This window comes from Pauljensenia sp. 20925_1_34 (genome assembly GCF_041432775.1).
Taxonomy (GTDB): Bacteria; Actinomycetota; Actinomycetes; order Actinomycetales; family Actinomycetaceae; genus Pauljensenia.
Map to the genome: position 1 here is coordinate 101,222 of NZ_JAPWAG010000001.1, position 19,590 is coordinate 120,811.

18 protein-coding genes and 1 tRNA gene are annotated in these 19,590 nt (G+C 67.7%); 8 read left to right on the forward strand and 11 right to left on the reverse strand.

Translation table 11 applies throughout. The annotated features are described in order from the left end of the window. From O3669_RS00480 to pepN, 3 genes are read right to left on the reverse strand one after another with little or no spacing between them, the layout of a single operon-like run. The gene (locus O3669_RS00480) at positions 1-333 is read right to left on the reverse strand and encodes a small basic family protein (RefSeq protein WP_291451627.1); all 333 of its coding nucleotides are present in this window, start codon (positions 331-333) and stop codon (positions 1-3) included. Beyond that, positions 330-1,184, reverse strand: a complete 855-nt coding sequence (locus O3669_RS00485) for a DUF881 domain-containing protein (RefSeq protein ID WP_295917280.1) — start codon at positions 1,182-1,184, stop codon at positions 330-332. Before O3669_RS00485 ends, O3669_RS00480 begins: the two co-directional genes overlap by 4 nt. Further along, positions 1,181-3,763, reverse strand: a complete 2,583-nt coding sequence (pepN, locus tag O3669_RS00490; RefSeq protein WP_371523214.1) for an aminopeptidase N — start codon at positions 3,761-3,763, stop codon at positions 1,181-1,183. Before pepN ends, O3669_RS00485 begins: the two co-directional genes overlap by 4 nt. Positions 3,764-3,835: 72 nt before the next feature. Between pepN and O3669_RS00495 the strand changes: the two genes are divergently transcribed. The 5 genes from O3669_RS00495 to O3669_RS00515 all read left to right on the forward strand — a co-directional run bounded on the left by O3669_RS00495 (position 3,836) and on the right by O3669_RS00515 (position 9,265). Then, complete coding sequence (locus tag O3669_RS00495) at positions 3,836-5,416, forward strand: UDP-N-acetylmuramoyl-L-alanyl-D-glutamate--2,6-diaminopimelate ligase (protein WP_371523215.1); 1,581 nt, start codon at positions 3,836-3,838, stop codon at positions 5,414-5,416. Between the two features lie 80 nt (positions 5,417-5,496). Beyond that, entirely contained in the window at positions 5,497-7,050 is a 1,554-nt protein-coding gene (der, locus tag O3669_RS00500) for a ribosome biogenesis GTPase Der (protein ID WP_295917274.1), read from the forward strand. 153 nt (positions 7,051-7,203) lie between these two features. Then, positions 7,204-7,863 carry a DNA-3-methyladenine glycosylase I gene (locus tag O3669_RS00505; protein ID WP_295917272.1) on the forward strand — a complete coding sequence of 220 codons (660 nt, stop codon included), beginning with the start codon at positions 7,204-7,206 and terminating at the stop codon, positions 7,861-7,863. A gap of 45 nt (positions 7,864-7,908) precedes the next feature. Continuing rightward, positions 7,909-8,421, forward strand: a complete 513-nt coding sequence (locus O3669_RS00510) for a PH domain-containing protein (RefSeq protein WP_314767980.1) — start codon at positions 7,909-7,911, stop codon at positions 8,419-8,421. A gap of 46 nt (positions 8,422-8,467) precedes the next feature. Next, positions 8,468-9,265: a YetF domain-containing protein gene (locus tag O3669_RS00515; RefSeq protein WP_314767981.1), complete on the forward strand. Its 798-nt coding sequence runs from the start codon at positions 8,468-8,470 to the stop codon at positions 9,263-9,265. A gap of 424 nt (positions 9,266-9,689) precedes the next feature. Here O3669_RS00515 and O3669_RS00520 read toward each other — a convergent pair. Beyond that, positions 9,690-9,763 (reverse strand) — tRNA-Pro (locus O3669_RS00520). A 234-nt stretch (positions 9,764-9,997) separates the two neighbouring features. Here O3669_RS00520 and O3669_RS00525 point away from each other — a divergent pair. Together O3669_RS00525 and O3669_RS00530 are read left to right on the forward strand one after the other, a co-directional pair. Further along, positions 9,998-10,579: a hypothetical protein gene (locus O3669_RS00525; protein ID WP_314767982.1), complete on the forward strand. Its 582-nt coding sequence runs from the start codon at positions 9,998-10,000 to the stop codon at positions 10,577-10,579. Positions 10,580-10,624: 45 nt separating this feature from the next. Continuing rightward, entirely contained in the window at positions 10,625-11,329 is a 705-nt protein-coding gene (locus O3669_RS00530) for a hypothetical protein (RefSeq protein WP_371523216.1), read from the forward strand. A gap of 65 nt (positions 11,330-11,394) precedes the next feature. Here the strand turns inward: O3669_RS00530 and cmk are convergent, their stop codons facing one another. Genes cmk through O3669_RS00565 form a run of 7 tightly spaced genes read right to left on the reverse strand, consistent with a single transcriptional unit; the run spans position 11,395 to position 17,333 of the window. Then, positions 11,395-12,123, reverse strand: coding sequence for a (d)CMP kinase (cmk, locus tag O3669_RS00535; RefSeq protein ID WP_371523217.1), 729 nt, complete (start codon positions 12,121-12,123; stop codon positions 11,395-11,397). A 27-nt stretch (positions 12,124-12,150) separates the two neighbouring features. Then, positions 12,151-13,353, reverse strand: a complete 1,203-nt coding sequence (locus O3669_RS00540; RefSeq protein ID WP_314767985.1) for a prephenate dehydrogenase — start codon at positions 13,351-13,353, stop codon at positions 12,151-12,153. Continuing rightward, positions 13,350-14,099, reverse strand: a complete 750-nt coding sequence (locus tag O3669_RS00545) for a pseudouridine synthase (RefSeq protein ID WP_295918491.1) — start codon at positions 14,097-14,099, stop codon at positions 13,350-13,352. Before O3669_RS00545 ends, O3669_RS00540 begins: the two co-directional genes overlap by 4 nt. Then, a complete protein-coding gene (scpB, locus tag O3669_RS00550) occupies positions 14,096-14,656 on the reverse strand; it encodes an SMC-Scp complex subunit ScpB (RefSeq protein WP_295918489.1) in 561 nt (186 codons plus the stop codon). The genes O3669_RS00545 and scpB overlap by 4 nt, the downstream gene beginning before the upstream one ends. Beyond that, positions 14,649-15,521 (reverse strand): ScpA family protein, encoded by an 873-nt coding sequence (locus tag O3669_RS00555; RefSeq protein WP_314767986.1) that lies wholly within the window; start codon positions 15,519-15,521, stop codon positions 14,649-14,651. Before O3669_RS00555 ends, scpB begins: the two co-directional genes overlap by 8 nt. Then, positions 15,505-16,368 (reverse strand): ParA family protein, encoded by an 864-nt coding sequence (locus O3669_RS00560; RefSeq protein ID WP_371523218.1) that lies wholly within the window; start codon positions 16,366-16,368, stop codon positions 15,505-15,507. The genes O3669_RS00555 and O3669_RS00560 overlap by 17 nt, the downstream gene beginning before the upstream one ends. A gap of 14 nt (positions 16,369-16,382) precedes the next feature. Beyond that, positions 16,383-17,333, reverse strand: coding sequence for a site-specific tyrosine recombinase XerD (locus O3669_RS00565; RefSeq protein ID WP_315281531.1), 951 nt, complete (start codon positions 17,331-17,333; stop codon positions 16,383-16,385). A 132-nt stretch (positions 17,334-17,465) separates the two neighbouring features. On the opposite strand from O3669_RS00565, the gene tkt reads away from it, so the two are divergent. Next, complete coding sequence (gene tkt / locus O3669_RS00570; protein ID WP_371523219.1) at positions 17,466-19,550, forward strand: transketolase; 2,085 nt, start codon at positions 17,466-17,468, stop codon at positions 19,548-19,550. Positions 19,551-19,590: the final 40 nt, after the last annotated feature.

The following is a 19,590-nucleotide window of genomic DNA, read 5'->3' on the forward strand; positions in this document are numbered from 1 at the left end:
TCAGGCCTTCAGCAGCAGTCGACGGATGGATGCTGTGTTGGAGAAGATGCGGATTCCCAGGACCACGACGACGGCGGTCGTCATGGCCGAGCCCACGCCCAGCTGCGAGCCGAGGAAGACGAGCAGGCAGGCGACGACCACGTTCCAGAAGAAAGAGGTCACGAAGACACGGTCGGCGAACTTGCCTTCGAGCCAGGCGCGCCCGGCGCCAAAGAGCGCGTCGAGCCCGGCGACGACGGCGACGGGTAGGAAGGGGGCCAGCCACGCGGGAACGGTCGGGTCGAGCAGGACCCCCAGGACGATTCCGATGATCAGGCCGATAACGGCAATCACGACGTGCCTCCTTCGTTCGTGGCAGTGATGGCAGTGGCGTATTGGGAGCTGGTTGGGGCCAGGGCGTCCATCGACAGGGAGGGCGCGACCTTCGTGGAGACGGTCATGCCGGTCATCGACTGTGCGGCGGAGAGGTAGTCGCCCGTGTTGCCACGCACGAGCGCGACGGACAGGGCGTTCGAGTCCCCAATCGCGCTGACAACGTAGGGCGAGGACACGGGCGTGATGTTGACCAGGATGACCGTGCCCGCGGTGCGCACGAAGGTGGCGGGGCCGATGCGCTGGCCGTTAATTGAGATCGCCTCGGCGCCAGCCCCCCACAGCGCGTTGACAACCATGGCCAGGTCCTGGTCGCGCACGGCGCCGCTGCCCTTGCCAGGGGTGGCGCGGTCCGTCAGGGTGACGGTAATCCCTGGCCCGGACACAGGGACGGTCGCACTGGCCAACGCCAGCGCGTGGTCAGTGTCGGTCACGGTGTCCGAGCGCGAGTATAGGTCGATCGCACGGCCCAGGGATTGGACCTCCTCGTCCAGACTGGCCACCTGCTCCGAGCGCTGCGCCGCCTGGTGCTTGAGATCGGCTTTGACGTCCCCGGCCGGTGTGCGCAGGGACGCGGTGGCCACGATGGAGCCAAAACCCAGCGCGACGGCCACGACGAAGACCCCGAGGCGGCCGATGAACCTGTTGGGGGTGGGTCCGTGTTCGGCGCGGTAGTGCACGTAGCCCGCGTCGAGGGGGTTGGCCAGGAGGGACGTCAGGAGCGACATCGAGGCGGCGGGGTCCACGAACGAGGCCTGGGTGGCCTCGGGCGTGTCCCCCGCCCCGCGCGGGGCCTGCCCACGAGGCGTCACTGATCGCTTCCCCAGAGGCGCTGGACGCGCTCGCGGCGCTCGAAGTCGTCGAGGTGTTCGACGACGATGCGACGCAGCTGCGCGGGAGCGTCCTCGTTGGCGGCGAGCCAGGAGCGCAGCAGGTGCACGCTGGCCTCGACGCTGCCTTCGCGGTCGACGTCCACGCCAAGGTCGAGAACGCCAGCGGCGTAGCGCAGCGACATGCCGATCGTGTGCGACTCCCAGTAGCTGCGCAAGCGCTCCACGGCCTCGGGGATGCCGCTGGCGCCCTCCCAGGAGGAGGCCTGCAGGCCGGCGAGGGTCGCGCTCAGGTAGTCGTTGGACAGCGTGTCGGAGTTGACCGACTCCCATGCGCGAGAGCGGGCCGCTTCGTCGGGTAGGGAGGCCAGGGCTTCGGCGCTCATGCGAGCGGCCTCGCCGGAACCGTCGGCGTCGCGCCACGCGGCGATCGTCTGCTCGTCGGCGAGCCCGCGGGCGGCCAGTGCGCGGCGTGCACGCCAGGCGATATCCGGGTTCTCGCACGCCGCACAAGCGCGCACGGCGGCTTCGAACTCGTCCCCGCCTCGGGCCGCGAACTCGGCGATGAAGGCGCGCGTGTAGGCGCGCCACGCGTCAGCGTCGGTCTCGGCGCTCTCCTTGGACAGGCGACTGGTGGTGGCCAGAACCTCCTCGTGGACCTGAGCGCGCGCGCTGCCGGGCAAAAAGGACGAGATGGCCTCGCCAACGAAGAGGAGGAGCCGATCGCGGATCGCGGGCTCGGTCTCGGCGGGCACAGCACCCAGGACGGCGACGATGAAGCGGCGCGGGTCCGCCAGGCCATCGCGCACGGCATTCCACAGGGAGGCCCAGATGACCGCGCGGGTGATGGGCGCCTCGATCGTGCCCACGTAGGCCAGCGCGACGTTGGTGGAACGCTCATCGAGGCGCGAAATCGCGTAGGTCAGGTCGTCATCGTTGATGACGACCAGGTCGACGCCGACGGCGCCTCCGGGCACGGCGAGCACGCCCTCGGGATCGATGGGTGCGCTCTCGCCGTCGATGCGCACGTCGAAGACGTGGGTGCGCTCCAAGGCTCCGTCCGCCGCGCGCCACGTCGAGACGGTCACACGGTGGGGACGCAGCACGCCGGCGCAGGCCTGTCCGCTCTGGTGCAGGGTGAAGTCCGAGATCGCGCCGACCGGGTCGGTCACCCACGAGGCGGACAGGGTCGAAGGGCCGGGGGTGTCGAGCCACGCGTCCTTCCACGACCCCAGCTCCTGGTTCGAGGCCGCCTCAAGCGCCTCGAGCAGATCACCCAGGGAGGTGGCGCCGAAGCGATGCTTGTCGAAGTAGCGGCGTGCGCCCTCGTAGAAGGCGTCCTCGCCGACCCATGCGACCAGCTGCTTGAGGACCGCGGCGCCCTTGGCGTAGGTGATGCCGTCGAAGTTCGTCTTGGCGGCGGCCACGTCCGGGATGTCGGCGGCAATCGGGTGCGTCGTGGGCATCTGGTCCTGCGTGTAGGCCCAGATCTTGCGGTTCATCGCAAAGTTCGCCCACTCCCCCGTGTACTGGGTCGCGCTCGCGATCGCGCTGGCGCCCTGATTTTCAGCGAAAGACTCCTTGAGCCACAGGTCGTCCCACCAGGCGGGGGTAGCCAGGTCGCCGAACCACATGTGGCACATCTCGTGCAGGGTCGTGTTCGCGCGGCGCTGGCGCTCCGAGAAGGTGGGGGTCGAACGGGAGATGTAGGCCTCGTTGAAGGTGATGCAGCCGGGGTTCTCCATGGCGCCCAGGTTGTATTCGGGCACGTAGATCTGGTCGTAGGACCCCCACGGGAAGGTGATGCCGTAGCGCTCGTGGAAGAAGTCCAGGCCCGCGCGCGTCACCTCGAAAACGTCCTCGAAGTCCAGGTAGCGGGCGAGGGTACGCCTGCACGCCAGGCGCAGCTCCAGCTCGACGTGCCCGCCGTCGCTAGCTCCGCCGCTCCACGTGCCGCCCTCGACGACGGACCAGGGGCCAGCGACGATCGCGGTGATGTAGCTGGACAGCGGGGGCGTCGCAGAAAAGTCGCGGCGAACGCCGCCGTTGTCCACCGGCTGCGCGCCGACCTCGACGCCGTTGGAGAAGACGACCCACTGGGCGGGCGCGACGACGTGGAAGGTCCACGCGGGCTTGACGTCGGGCTGGTCGATGCACGGCCATGCGCGGTGGGCGTCGTTGGGCTCGAACTGGGTGTAGAGGTAGACCTCGCCGTCCTCGGGGTCGGTGTAGCGGTGCAGGCCCTCGCCGCTGCGCGAGTAGTGGGCGAGCGCGCGCACCTCGAGGGTGATGGTCTGACCCACCGGCAGGCCCTCGACCCACACGCGGTCCTCGTCGTCCTCGAAAGGATGCTCCGCGCCGTTGAGCAGGACGGAGGTGACCTGCCCGGCGATGTCGATGAACGTGCGTTCTTCGCGGGCCACGAGAGTCAGGACGGAGGTGACGGGATAGGTCGCCTGGGAGGGATCGGTGGCGTCCGTGACGTCAACGGTGACGTCGATGGCGGACACCTCGAGGGTGGCAGCGCGGTGTGTTGCTTCGTTGCGTGTCAAGATCTGCATGACTCCTATCCTACTGTGTCACTGAACATGCGCGTGCTACACGGGGGCGCGTAGACGAACTAGAGTAGAGACATGACCTCAGTGATTGATATCCGCCCGTCCATCGATCCGATCCCGCTCGTGCGTGCCCTGGCAGGCCTCGAGGTCCAGGGGTTCTACGGCGCGGACGGCGCCCCCACGCCGCTCGACAGCGCCGACCTGGCGATCTCGGGCGTGACCGTGTCCTCCGACGACTGCGAAGCCGGCTGGATCTTTGTGGCCATCCCGGGCCTGACGCAGCACGGAATCCGTTTCGCCCACGCGGCCATCGAGGCCGGCGCGACCGTGATCCTCACGGATGAAGCGGGGCGCGAACAGGCCGTTGAACGAGGCCTGGGCACGCCGATCGTCACGGTGGCCGACCCGCGTGGCGTCGTTCCCACCCTGTGCGCGAACATCTACTCGGCTCCGGCCTCGCGCCTGACGACCATGGCGGTGACCGGCACGAACGGCAAGACGACGACCTCGTACCTGATGCGCGCCGCCATCGCTTCGCGTTTCCCCCAGGCCTCCCTGTGCGGCACCGTGGAGATGCACGTCGGCCCGATTTCTTTCGAGGCGGTGCGCACGACCGCCGAGGCGCCCGTCATCGCCCGCTTCCTGGCGGCCACCGAGCAGTACGAGTGCGGCGCTGGCGTCATTGAGCTGTCGGCCCACGCCCTGTCCCTGCACCGCGTGGACGGCGTCGTCTTCGACGTCGCAGCCTTCACGAACCTGCAGCACGACCACCTGGACTACTACGGCGACATGGAGCACTACTTCGCTGCCAAGGCCCTGCTGTTCACGCCCGAGCACTCCCGCGCCGGCGTCGTGTGCGTCGACGACAAGTGGGGCCAGCGCTTGGCCGCCGAGGCTACCGTCCCGGTCACGACCGTGTCCGCCCTGTCGACCACGAGCGCCGACTGGCAGGTTCGCGACATCGCCCCCGACCAGTCGATCGGGCGCACGGTGTTCACGCTCGTCGATCCCGACGGCGTCGGCCACCGCGTCGCCATGCCGATCCTGGGCGAGGTCAACGTTCAAAACACGGCCGTCGCGATCGTGTCTGCGGTGACGCTGGGCATCGACCTGTCCGAGGTCATCGCCTCCGTCGAGGACGCGCCCCAGATCCCGGGCCGCATGGAAAAGGTCAACCCGACCCCCGGCGCCCAGCCCCTCGTGATCGTCGATTACGCCCACACGCCCGAGGCGCTGGAGTGGACGCTGCGCTCGACTCGCGAGCTGACCCCCGGCAAGGTCGTCATCGTGTTTGGCACCGACGGCGACCGCGACGCAACCAAGCGTGAGCACCTGGCGCAGATCGCTGCGCGCGAGGCAGACGTCCTGTGGGTCACGGATGAGAACCCCCGCACCGAGGACCCCCAGTCCATCCGCGACTACCTGCTGCGTGGCATCGCCTCCGTGCGCCCCGGCATGGAGGACGTCACCGAGGTCACGACCTGCCGACGCGACGCGGTGCGCCGCGCCATCTTGGCCGCCGACCCCGGCGATACCGTCATCATCACGGGTAAGGGCGCGGAGTGGTACCAGGAAATCCAGGGTATCCACCACCGGTACAACGACGTGCCCGTCGCCGCCGAGGTCCTGGCCTACGACGTGCGCTCCCACGAGTAGGGATGCACAATCCTGTGAGCTGGCGCGCCACGGGGGTCCCCATCCGGCCCGCGCGGCGCGCCACGCCGTAGACTGGGCGGGTGAATGACTTCGACACGCAGCACGGTGCGACCCCCGCTTTCGGGGACGACGCGACCGACGCCTACACCGCGGACCAGGCCACGGCCTCGTCCGAGATGATCGACCTGACCGACCAAGACGCCGCGGCGCGCGCCCGCGTCATGCGCGCCAACCTCGACCAGTTCGACCTGGACGAAGAGGATCTCGCGCTGCTGTCGGGCGAGGTTGAGGTCGACGATTTCGGCAACGTCGCGGCGGGCCTGCCGGTCCTCGCCGTCGTCGGGCGCCCCAACGTCGGTAAGTCCACGCTGGTCAACCGCATCCTCGGACGTCGCGAGGCCGTCGTGCAGGACACGCCCGGCGTGACCCGCGACCGCGTGTCCTACCCCGCAGAGTGGGCTGGGCGCGACTTTACGCTGGTGGACACCGGCGGCTGGGAAATTGACGTCAAGGGCCTGGATCGCTCGGTCGCCGAGCAGGCCGAGATCGCCGTTGACCTGGCCGACGCCGTCGTCCTGGTTCTCGATGCGACCGTCGGTGTTACGGCCTCGGACGAGCGCATCGTCGAGATGCTGCGCTCGAAGAAGAAGCCGATCATCCTGGCCGCCAACAAGGTTGACTCCCCTCTGCAGGAGGCCGACGCGGCCTACCTGTGGAGCCTGGGCCTGGGCGAGCCACACCCGATCTCCGCGCTGCACGGCCGCGGCACCGGCGATTTGCTCGACGTCATCATGGACGTGCTTCCCACCGAGTCCGCCGTGGCCTCGGCGCTGCCCACCGGCGGCCCGCGCCGCGTCGCCCTGGTCGGCCGCCCCAACGTCGGCAAGTCCTCCCTGCTCAACTCCCTGGCCGGCGGCGAGCGCGTTGTCGTCAACGAGCTGGCCGGCACGACCCGAGACCCGGTCGATGAGCTCATCGAGCTGGACGGGCGCTCCTGGTGGTTCGTCGACACGGCCGGTATCCGCCGCAAGATGCACCGCACGACCGGCGCCGACTACTACGCATCGATCCGCACCCAGGCCGCCATCGAAAAGGCCGAGGTCGCGCTGGTTCTCATCGACGGCTCCACTCCCCTGACCGAGCAGGACGTGCGCGTCGTGCAGCAGGTCATCGACGCAGGCCGCGCGCTCGTCGTCGTCACCAACAAGTGGGACCTGGTGGACGAGGAACGCCAGAAGGAGATCAAGAACGAGCTCGAGCGTGAGCTGGTGCAGATCCAGTGGGCGCCTCGCATCAACCTGGCGGCCAAGACCGGCTGGCACACGAACCGTATCGTGCGCGCCCTGGACGCCGCCCTGGAGGGCTGGGAGACGCGTATTCCCACGGGCCAGCTCAACGCCTTCCTCGGTCAGCTCGTCGCCGCCCACCCGCACCCGCTGCGCGGCGGCAAGCAGCCCCGCATCCTGTTCGGCACGCAGGCATCGAGCAAGCCCCCGCGCTTCGTCCTGTTCACGACGGGCTTCCTGGATCCGGGCTACCGCCGCTTCATCGAGCGCCGCCTGCGCGAGACGTTCGGCTTCGCCGGCACGCCCATCCAGATCTCGGTGCGCGTGCGCGAGAAGCGCCGCCGCTAAGGCCGCCTGTGCATAACCGTCGCGCGCGTCCCCCTATCCACAGGGGTGGCGCGCGCGTCCCCCAATCCACAGGGGTGGCGCGCGCGTCGTTGTTATCCACAGGGCGCGAGCGGGCGATTGACCGCGAGGGTGGGCCGGGCGCACGATGGGGCCATGAAATCCTCGCTTCCCTCCCCCGATCCGCTTGCCCTGCCCGACGGACTCACGCTGTGCGACGACGGCCTCGTGCGACCCACGTGGGCGTCACACGACGCCCTCCTGCGTTCCTATTACGACACCGAGTGGGGCATGCCCGTCCACGATGAGGCTGGCGTCTATGAGCGCCTGGCCTTAGAGGGATTCCAGGCGGGCCTGTCGTGGCGCACCGTCTTGGCCAAGAGAGAGTCCTTCCGCGAGGCCTTCGCCGGCTTTTCACCAGACGCGGTCGCCGCCTTCACCGACGCGGACGTCGAACGTTTGGCGTCCAACCCGTCGATTATTCGCAACCGCCGAAAAATCGAGGCCGCGATCGCCAACGCCCGGGCCACCATCGGGCTGCGCGTCGCCCAAAGCGCGTGTCCTTCGTCCGCCGGCCCCTCGCACCTGGGCGAGCTGGTGTGGTCCTATCGGGGCGGCCCTGATCCGCGCCCCACCTGCGCGAGCGACGTTCCCTCCCAGACCCCCGAGTCCATCGCCCTGGCCGCGGACCTGAAAGCGCGGGGCTTCCGTTTCGTCGGCCCCACCACGATGCTTGCCCTCATGGCGGCCATTGGAATCGTCAACACCGACATCGTGGGAACGCACCGACGGCCCGCGCGCGAAGACCATCGGTGATGGTCCTCACCCTCGTGGATTCTTGTTATCTGGCATGATGGATACATGGCACTTTCCAAGAAGCTCCTTAGTCAGGACGAGGTTGTCGTCCGACACATGCACACGCACATCAAGGTGATCCTGCCGCATATCATCGGCGAGATTATCCTGATCATCGCGGCCATCGTTGGCTCCGTCTATGTCCCGGAAGACTCGCGCTCCTGGGCGCTGCCGACCATCTGGATCGTGGTTCTGATCCTGTCGGTGCCCTTGCTGGCGATCCCCTGGATCAAGTGGATCAGCTCGACCTACACGGTGACCACGAAGCGCATCATTACCCGCAAGGGCATCTTCACGCGCACCGGCCACGACCTGCCGCTCACGCGCATCTCCGACGTTCAGCTCGAGAAGAACTTCGACGACCGCCTCTTTGGCTGCGGCACGCTCGCCCTGCAGACCTCGGCGGACGATCCGTTGCTGCTGCGTGACGTCCCCAAGGTTGAGATGGTCCAGGTTGAAATCTCGAACCTGATCTTCCACGATATTCAGGGAGCCATCGACGCGGATCCGACGAGCTGATCACACCACGCCAAACCGCGTCCCCACATGCGAATAGACTGGTCTCATGTTCGATGTTCATGGTTTCGAATTGACGGTCTTTAAGCTCCTGATCGGTGTCACCCTGATCGTCCTCCACCTGCGCCTCACGGGCAAGCAGCGGACGGTCCAGCTGACACCGATCGACTTTATCGGGAACTTTATCCTCGGTGGCATTATCGGCGGTGTCATCTACAACCACGCAATCTCGTTCGCGGAGTACATCAGCTTCCTGCTCGTCACCTTTGGAATCATCTCGGGCCTGAACTACCTGACATCGAAGTTCATGTCGACCCGCTCGCTCGTGATGGGAAAGGCGTACACGATCATCGAGGGCGGGCGATTTACTCAGGACGCGCTCGACAGCACGGATCACAAGCTCGATCCAGTCGAGTTTCTCGCAGAGCTACGCGGCATGGGCATCTTTTCACTGAGCGACATCAGCCTCGTACAACGCGAAGCCAACGGCTCCCTGACGGTACGGCGCAAGGGCGAGGGCGGCGTCAACTACGTCCTGGTGTCCAGTGGCCAGGTCGTGACCGACAACCTCGAGTTGGCTGGCCACAGCGAGGAATGGCTTCGCGGTGAATTGGAGCAGGCGGGTATCACCGACCTGGCCGACCTCTTCCTTGTTGAGCTCGACGCAGCCGATCGGCTGAACATCGTCGATCAGGAGGGGCAGACCACCTCTGTGCGGATTTCGGATCCGAAGGCCGTGGAGGTGACGACGGTGACCGAGTTCCAGGCCCCGCACGAGCAGTCGGCGACGCTGGAGGATGTCATCCCCGAGGATGCGCGCGAGGGCGCGGCGACGTCTGACGACTGACCGTTCTCGCTCCTCATTCGCGTCTCCGGCTCCCCCGGCCTCGTCTCCGTTGACGAGGCCGGGGCCGTTTTGTGTCGGTCCGTGCACTTCGTGCTCCATCTTGGATGGCGGCGACCGGTACCGGCGAGGTAGGTCGAAATCATCCCCGTTGACGACTTCGACCTGTGCCACAGTTTACTCCACCCATTGACACGCCTCACAACGCATCACATGCGCTGTGACCTGCACGAACCCGCGGAACATTGGTCGAAAACTAGCGTTTACCGGGGGAAATAGACCACCACAGACGAGCATCACATTTCGGTTACAAAGGTTGACCGACAATTGATGCGGGGGACGGAGGTCCCTCCAACGACTCCAGGCAACGAAGGCCCGTGGAATACAAAAAGCGCGAGGACACAAACCTGTCCTCGCGACTCTATTGTCGGGCTGGCGGGATTTGAACCCACGACCCCTTGACCCCCAGTCAAGTGCGCTACCAAGCTGCGCCACAGCCCGTATTCAGTTCGTCGCCGTGGCGACCTGTAGAACTATAGCGCACCTTTCGACGGGGGCGCAAACTGGGCCACGTGGTCCGCGCCACAAGGCAGTGGTGGCTGTGCCTTCATGTAGCGCCTGCGGCTCGTGCACACCAGCATCGTCAATCGCAATGCTGCGATGAACCGCAGGCACAGGGCTACACTGGCACGTAGATCCCACCCGTCGTTCGTTCCACCGGAAGGAACCACCTGCATGACGTCCCGTCGACTTTTCTCACTGACCGCAGCATGCGCTATCGCCGCGATGGCACTCGCCGTCCCCGCGATGCCCGCTCAGGCCGAGCCCCACCTCGCTAGCCCTATCGTCGCGGTCGCATCATCCGAGGCACAGACCGACGCCGTTTCTGTGAGCGCAGCCCCGGCCTCGTCCCAGAATGTCCTCGCGCCCTCACGGCGCTTCCACTACCACGGAGGAGGCAGCAGTAGTCCGGTCTTCGGAGCCATCTCGGTGGTGATCTTTATCGGCGTATGCGTCGCCCTCGCGCACGACCGCCGTCGGCGCGAACGGATTGCGCGGGAGCAACTGCGGCAGAATCCCTTTGCCAACACGGGCTCCGTCGGACCTCAGTATGGGGTGTCTGCCCCCTCCTACAACGCCGTGGCCGCTTCCGGACCGCAGGCAATGCCCTACCAGCCCAACGGCGCTGGCTCAACCACAGGACCACATGCCGACTACGGGTACGCAAGCGCTCCCGGCCAGCAGGGCTACTATCCGCCCCAGCAGGGCGGGCAGGGTGGGCAGGGCTATGGCCAGTACCCGCCCACCTATCGCTAGGCCGGAGCGCCATCAGCCAACCCGCCCGCACCTGATGGAGAAACGATGAAGTCACACCGACTCCTGCCCCTCGCAGCGACACTGACGCTCGCCGCCGCGGGCGTCACTGCCCCCGCCATGGCCTCCGGAAGTCAGACGGCCGCCCAGCCACTCACAAGCGCCGCGCAGGTCACCGTCCACGACTCCCTCGCCACCGACGCGCCCACACGCGTGGCCCCCGTTCGTTCGCTCGCCACGTCCCCCGCGACGATCCACGCTAGCTCCGAGGAGAGCGACAGCGGTAGCGTTGTCGGCCTCGTCATGATCATCGTCATGGTGCTGCTCTTCATTCCGGTGTGCATCGTGTACGCACTTTTCGTGCATACAGCGCGCAAGGATGCCGTTGGCCAGATGCCGAACTACACCGGCATGAACGGCCCGCAGTACGGGGTGCCGAACGCCCCTCAAGCGCCAGGCGCGGACCCGCGATGGCACCGCGGCCATAACCCGCCGTGGGCGACGGCTCCACAGCCAACCGGCCAACCCGGCTACGGCGTGCAGCCCCCGTACAGCACCACCGACACGCTGGGCACCGCGTACGGTGCCCAGCCCGGACAGGGACCCGTGTACGGCACTGGACAGGGACCCGTGTACGGAATTGGACAGGGGCCCGTGTACGGGACCAACCCGGTTTCCGGGCCCGTCTATGGCACCGACCCCACCCAGGGACCCGTCCACGCGCAGGGGCGCCACGACGGCACCGGTTACTGACTGCGCAGACACGAACGGCGAGGGGCCCGCAGCGTGTCGCTGCGGGCCCCTCGAAGACGGTGCGCTCAGGCCTCGCGGGCAGCCAGATCCTCGTCCACATAGGCCAGGATGGCCTCGCACACGCCGGCGATATCCAGGCCGGTCGAATCAACAGTCTCAACGCCGGGCGCGGCGGTCATGAACTCGGAAACGGCGGAGTCGGCCTTGTCGCGCCCCTCGACCTGAGCGCGCACAATCTCCATGTGCTCCTCGGTTGCGTCACCGTAGAGCTCCAGCGTTCGGCGGCGCAGGCGCGCCTCCTGGTCCGCGAGCAACAGGATGCGCACGTCCGCGTCCGGGCACACGACCGTCGTAATGTCGCGGCCCTCGGCGATCATGCCGGAGCCCTGAGCGCGCGCCTCCATCATGCGGCGACGCTGCTCGGTCGCCATCCACGCGCGCACCTTCAGGTTCGTCGACACGTGCTTGATCTCCAGGGCAATGCGGGGTTCGCGAATCGCCTGGGTGACCTCGGTATCCCCCACCCACACGTGCGGATCGGACGGATCGGACTGCAGGCGAAGGACCATCTCGTCGGCCGCGGCTGCGACCGCCTCCGTGTCCTCCAGGTCAATGCCACGGTCGAGGGCGTACCACGTCAGCGCGCGGTACATCGCGCCCGTGTCGAGGTATCCGATGCCCAAACGCAAGGCCAGCTCCTTGGACACCGTGGACTTACCAGAACCCGCAGGACCATCGATCGCAATGGTGATGCCAACGCGCGCAATCGCATCCTGACGCATCGAGTCGTTCATCCGGTGATTCTCCTCATCGAGGTTGTTCTAGTGGGTAATGAGCCGCCAGCCCCGCTCCTGCAGGTCCGCGGCGCAGCGGTCAGCGACCGCCGGGTCAATCATGACGCGAGCGACGCCAGCCTGCGCGCCCGCCGAGTGCTCGAGAACCAGGTCCTCGATGTTGATGGAGGCCTCACCGAGCTCACTGAAGAGGCGCCCGAGCGCTCCGGGCTCATCGGGGATCAGCACCTCGACCTCGCGGTAGCGCGACGGAGCACCGCCGTGCTTGCCGGGGATGCGCGCGACGCCCTGATTGCCAGCCGTCATCACGCGGTTGATTGCGCCGACGCTGCCGCCCCGAAGCGGGCCCAGCTCGGCGGCCGCATCCAAGTGGGTCAGTAGGTCATCCAGGTCGCCCCTCAACTCGCGCAGGATGTCGGCGACAGGCCCAGCGTTGCCGGCCAGGATCGCCGTCCACAAGCGAGGATCGGAGGCCGCGATACGCGCCGTGTCACGCAGCCCCTGTCCCGCCAAACCGAGTGCCTGCGCGGGAGCATCAACGAGGCGCGCCGCCAGCATCGACGACACGAGCTGCGGCACGTGGGACACCAGGGCCACCGCGTGATCGTGCGTGCCCGCATTCATCTCCAGGGGCACCGCGCCCACGTCCGTGGCAAGCGCACGCGCGGCCAACACCGCACGAGGCCACGTCAGCTCATGGGCCACGATCACCCACGGCCGACCGTAGAACAGGTCGGCGTCGGCCGCGCCGGCGCCGGAGCGCTCGCGTCCAGCCATCGGGTGTGAGCCCACGTAGCGGCACGCCTCGTCCTGGAGGCCGCGCTGCGCGAGCGTGGCAAGCACGTCGGCGACGACCGCGTCCTTGACCGAGGCGACGTCCGTGACGATAGCGTTGGGGAATCGCACAAGAGAATCGACGATAATCCGGTCGGCGACGTCGGGAGGGGTCGCGACCACGACGATGCGCGGCGCCTCGTAACCGGCGCCGTCCTGCCCGGCGTCCGCAGAGGCCACCCCGGCCTCGTCGATGACGTCACTGAAAGGGACGCCCGCACCCACGTCGGAGGCAAGGCGCAGGGAGGTGGGCGAGGCATCCTCGAGGTAGACTCCCACTCCCCCGGCGCGCAGCGCCAGGCCGAGGGACGCGCCCAGCAGGCCCGACCCGATGATGAGGACGGGCCCCACCGTGGACACGACGCGCGTGGGGACGCCACCGCCCTGGGCGCTCACAGGCCGACGGCCCCGTACAGCGCCGTCAGAGCGTTGCCCTTGACGCGGCGGGTCGTGCCCTGCTTGAGGTGATCCAGGGAGATCGGCCCGAAGCCCGTGCGCACGAGCTCGCGCACCGGATAGCCCACGGCTTCCATCATTCGACGCACCAGGCGGTTACGGCCCTCGTGCACGACGATCTCGACGGTCGTGATGTCGCCGTAGGTGTCGACAACACGGAAGGCGTCAACCTTAATAGGACCGTCCTCCAGCTCGATGCCGTTCATCAGCTTGCGCTTGACGCCGGGCTTGACCTCGCCGTGCAGGCGCGCCACGTAGGTCTTGCGGATCTCGTACTTGGGGTGGGTGAGGCGATTCGCCAACTCGCCGTCGTTGGTCAGCAGCAGCAGACCGGAGGTGTCGATGTCGAGGCGACCCACGTGGTAGAGGCGCTCGGGGTAGTCGGCGATCAGGTCCGCGATGGTCGGGCGGCCCTCGGGGTCGCTCATCGTCGAGACCGTGCCGATCGGCTTGTTGACGGCCAGCACGATGTGCTTCGTCTCGTCCAGGATCAGGCGCTCGCCGTCAACGTGGATGACCTGTGTCGCGGGGTCCACGCGCACGCCCTGGTTGCGCACGACGGTGCCGTCCACGCTCACGCGCCCGTCCGCGATCATCTGCTCGGACGCGCGCCTGGACGCGACGCCCGCCTGGGCGAGCACCTTCTGCAGTCGCACGCCACCCTCGGTGTAGGGGTTAGCCCTCATAGTTCTTCCTCCAATTCGTCCAGCGCATCGGCGTCTGGCAAGTAGGGTGCCAAGGGTACCAGCTCCGACAGGTTCGTCATCCCCATTTTCTCAAGAAACTCCCCGGTCGTGCCGTATAGGCGCGCCCCGGATGGTGTCGCCCCCGTCTCTTCCACGAGGCCTCGGGCGAGCAGGGTGCGCACGACGCCGTCGACGTTGACGCCGCGAATGCGAGCGATGCGCGTGCGCGAGATCGGCTGGCGGTAGGCGATGACGGCCAGCGTTTCGAGGGCCGCCTGGGACAGGCGCGCGTGGGAGGAGCCGACGACGAAGCGGCCCACGACATCGGCGTGGGCACGCGCGGAGTAGATGCGCCAACCGCCGCCGACTTCGCGCAGCTCGAAGCCGCGTGCCGGAGCGCCCGACTCCCCCAGGTATTCGCTCGCGAGGGCTCTGAGCGTGTCTTCGACCTGGGTGGGGTCGGCGCCCAGCGCGGCTCCCAGGTCCTCGGGTGTCACGGGTTCGGAGGCGACCATGAGGATCGCCTCGATGGGTGCGCGCAGGTCGTGCTCAGTCATCGCTGTGTGCTCCTTGCATGTCGGCGTGCTCCACTGACGAGGCCGTGGTGGCCTGAGCGCTGGCGTGGCCCGTGTAGTCGTCCACGTCGATATCGATCTGGTCGCTGCTCCCGGTCCATTGGATCGACAGGCGTGCCAAGGCCTCGTCCTGAATGAACTCGACGGCTCCGCGTCGGTAGAGCTCGAGCAGCGCCAGGAAGCGCGAGACGACGACGGCGCGCGTGGGCGCGTCGGCGACGAGCTCGTGGAAGGTCATCTCCCCGGCCCGAGCGAGCATTGCGGCGACGACGAGCGCCTGTTCGCGCACGGGCACGACAGGGTCATGCAGGTGCGAGACCGCGACGGTAGGCGGAGAGGCGGACAGGGCGTCGGCGGCCAGGCGAGCCAGGTCCTCGGGGGTCGTGTGCCAACGCAGCTCGGGCAGCAGGGTCGCGAAGTGAGGCTCCAGAGGAACCTCGCGCGCCACGTACGAGGCGAACTGGCCCATGCGCGCGTCGAGGTCCTTGGAGGCTTCCTTGAAGGCGCGGTACTGCAGGAGGCGAGAAAACAGCAGGTCGCGGGCCTCCAGGTCGGCCTCGCTCGCGCGCTCCTCGTCATCGATACGAGGCAGCAGCCGTGCGGCCTTCATGTCGAGGAGGGTGGCGGCTACCACCAGGAACTCCGTCGTGCGCGACAGGTCCGGCGACGCCTTCATGAAGGCGATGAACTCGTCGGTGACCTGGGCCAGCGCGACCTCGGTGATGTCGAGCTTCTGACGCGCGATCAGCGACAGGAGCAGATCAAACGGACCCTCGAAGACGGGCAGGGAGACGGCAAAAAGCTCGAACTCCCCCTGGACCTCGATCGAGTCAGGCGGCGTCGCCACGGGCGATGATTTCGCGCGCCAGTCGGCGATACGCGTGCGCCCCCGCGTGGTTGGGCGCGTAGGAGATGATCGGCTCGGTCGCCACGGAGGCGTCGGGGAACTTGATCGTGCGCCCGATGCGCGTGTCGAAGACCAGGTCGCCGAATGCCTCCTGCAGGCGCTGGAGAACCTCGCGCGAGTGCAGCGTACGCAGGTCCACCATGGTCGCGACAATACCGTCGATCTTCAGACGCGGGTTGATGCGGTCACGAACCGTCTCGATGGTCTCCACCAGCAGGGCGACGCCACGCAGCGCGAAGAACTCCGCCTCGACGGGCACGATGACACCGTGCGCGGCGGTCAGCGCGTTGACGGCGAGCAGGCCCAGCGACGGCTGGCAGTCGATGAGGATCACGTCGTAGTCCGCCTCGACGTGGCGCAGGACGCGAGCCAGCGCGCTCTCGCGGGCCACCTCGTTGACGAGCTGCACCTCGGCGGCCGACAGGTCAATGTTCGCAGGGATGATATCCAGGTTGTCCGTGGTGGTCTGGCAAATCGTCGCGCGCACGTCGGCCTTCGGGTTCATGAGCAGCGTGTAGATCGTCTGCTCCATGTCGAGGGCGTTGATGCCCAGGCCCACTGACGCGGCACCCTGCGGGTCGAAGTCGACGATGAGGACGCGGCGGCCGTACTCGGCCAACGCCGCCCCCAGGTTGATCGTGGTCGTCGTCTTACCGACGCCACCTTTTTGGTTACACATCGCGATCACGCGGGCGGGACCGTGCCCCGTCAGAGGCGCGGGCACGGGGAAATCGACCTGCTCATCAGGCAGATCGTTCGTCAGCGTCGGATGCGAATTCTCGGTCACGTGTCCATCCTAGGTCATTGCCCGGGCACTTCGTGGGTGCCACGCGCCCGGGGGTGCGAGAGTGTAAAAACCTCGCGCAGCGCGGCGGCCGTGACCGCTGTATATATCTGCGTGGTCGCCACTGAGGCATGTCCGAGGAGCTCTTGGACCTCGCGCACGCTCGCCCCACCCTCCAGCAGGTGGGTGGCAAATGAGTGTCTCATCGTGTGCGGCGAGACCTTGTCCCCCAGGTCTGCGGCCTGCGCCGCGCGCCGGATCGCCGTCCACGCGCTCTGCCGCGACAGGGGCCCGCCCCGAGAGTTCAGGAAGAACGCGGTGGAACCACGGCCTCGGGCTGCCAAGGCAGGACGGGCGCGCACCCGGTACGCACCGAGGGCCTCCACTGCGAACGACCCCACGGGCACGATCCGTTCCTTGCGCCCCTTACCGAAAAGGCGCACCACCGGCACGTCGCCGTCCAGGTCGAGGTCGTCGGCGCTCAAGGCGACAGCTTCGGACACTCGCGCGCCCGTCGCGTACAGGAGTTCCAACAGGGCACAGTCGCGCAGGCCGATCGGCGAGTCGTTCGCGTGGGCCACGTCCAAGAGGCGGCCAACCTCGTCGACCGTCAGCGCCTTGGGCAGGTGGCGGCCCGCTCGAGGCGCCCTCAGCTGGGCGGCGGGATCAACCCCAACAAGGCCTTCCGTGAGCGCGTACTTGTGCAGGCCTCGGATCGCTGCGGAGGCGCGAGCAACCGACGAGGCCGCCGCGGGCGTGCCCGTCACCTCCCCCGACGCGAGCCTCATCGTGTAGTCCTCAATGTCGCGCGCGCTCACCTCGGCGAGACTGCGAACCCCTCGTTCCCCCAGGTCACGGGCATAGCGCAACGCGTCACGACGATAGTTCGAGACGGTGTGAGACGACGCGCCCTTCTCGACGCGCAGATAGTCCACCCACTCATTCACGGCTGCTTCGAGGGATGTCATAGTGTCAGAGTAAGCGACATTTCAACAAATGTGCGCGATCCCTATGCGCGTGCGCACAATTTCGCTAGTATGTGACGCGGTAACCATTTCCCTACCCCGATGTTGGGGACCTAAATACGGCTGGAGGCCGACGTGACACTTCAATGGGATCATATCGACGATGAAGCGGTGAAGACCGCCAAGCTCCTCGCGGCGGACGCTGTCGAGCAGGCGGGCTCGGGCCACCCCGGCGCCGCTATCTCGCTCGCACCCGCAGCGTACCTTTTGTACAACAAGGTCATGAACGTTGATCCGGCCGATCCTCGATGGATCGGCCGTGACCGTTTCATTCTCTCCGCTGGCCATTCCTCGCTCACCCAGTATGTCCAGCTCTACCTGAGCGGCTTCGGCCTCGAGCTTGACGACGTCAAGAAGCTGCGCACCGCAGGCTCCCTGACGCCGGGACACCCCGAGTACCGACACACCAAGGGCGTCGAGATCACGACCGGCCCGCTGGGCACCGGTATCGCCTCCGCCGTCGGCTTCGCCATGAACGCCCGCCGCGTCCACGGCCTGCTCGACCCCGAGACTCCCCTGGGCGAGTCCGTGTTCGACCACAACGTCTACGTCATCGCCGGCGACGGCTGCTTCGAAGAGGGCGTGTCCGCCGAGGCCTCCTCGCTGGCCGGCACCCAGGAGCTCGGCAACATCACCGTCATCTGGGACGACAACCACATCTCCATCGAGGACAACACCTCCATCGCCTTCAACGAGGATGTCCTGGCCCGCTACGAGGCCTACGGCTGGCACGTCCAGCGCGTCGACTGGCTCGGTGAGGACGGCTCCTACGAGGAGAACACCGCCGCTCTGAACGAGGCCCTTGAGGCTGCCAAGGCCGAGACCCGCAAGCCCTCGCTCATCGCGCTGCGCACGATCATCGGCTGGCCCACCCCCGGCAAGCAGAACACCGGCGGCATCCACGGCGCCAAGCTCGGTGGCGAGGCCCTGGCTGGCCTCAAGGTCGCCCTGGGAGCCGACCCCGAGAAGATGTTTGACGTCGATGCCTCCGTCGTCGACGAGGTGCGTGCGCGCGCAGCCGCGCGCACGGCCGAGTACCGCAAGGACTGGGACGCCCGTTTCGAGGCCTGGAAGGCCGCCAGCCCCGAGGGCGCCGCGCTCCTCGAGCGCCTGTCCGCCGGCCGCCTGCCCGAGGGCTGGGAAGCCGCGCTGCCGACCTTCGAAGAAGGCAAGGCGCTGGCCACCCGCGCGGCCTCCGGCCAGGTCCTCAACGCCATCGCACCCGTCCTGCCCGAGCTGTGGGGCGGCTCGGCCGACCTCGCCGGCTCCAACAACACCTTCCTGAAGGGCGAGCCTTCGTTCCTGCCCGCGCACCGCTCCTCCTCGTCCTTCAGCGGCGACGAGTTCGGCCGTAACCTGCACTTCGGCGTGCGCGAGTTCGCGATGGGCGCGGCCCTCAACGGCATTGCCGCAGACGGCCTGACCCGCGCCTACGGTGGTACGTTCTTCGTGTTCTCCGACTTCATGCGCGGCGCCGTGCGCCTCGCGGCCCTCATGGATCTGCCCGTCACCTACGTGTGGACCCACGACTCCATCGGCGTGGGCGAAGACGGCCCGACCCACCAGCCGATCGAGCACCTGGCATCCTACCGCGCGATCCCCAACCTCGCGGTCGTGCGCCCCGCCGACGCCGCCGAGACGGCCGCCTCCTGGAAGGCCATCCTCGAGCAGTCTCACCCCGCCGCGCTCATCCTGTCGCGCCAGAACCTGCCCAACCCGGCTCGCGGTGAAGGCACCGGCCTGGCCACGACCGAGGACCTGGCGCGCGGCGCCTACGTCCTGGCCGACACCGAAGGCACGCCCGACGTGATCCTCATGGCCTCGGGCTCCGAGGTCGCCGTCGCCCTTGAGGCGCGCGAGGCCCTGGCCGCCGAGGGCGTGGCCGCCCGCGTCGTGTCGGTTCCCTGCCTCGACTGGTTCGAGGCCCAGGACCGCTCCTACCGCGACACCGTGCTGCCCCCGTCGGTGCGCGCCCGCGTCTCCGTCGAGGCCGGCCTGGCCCTGCCGTGGTACCGCTGGATCGGCGACGCCGGCCGCGCGGTGTCCATCGAGCACTTCGGCGCGTCCGCCCCCGGCGAACTCCTCTTCAAGGAGTACGGCATCGACGCCGAGCACGTCGCCGCCGCCGCGAAGGAATCCATCGCGGAAGCACGCGCGTGACTTTGTAGTCACCTGAACTGACGGAAGGGCTGCTGACGCG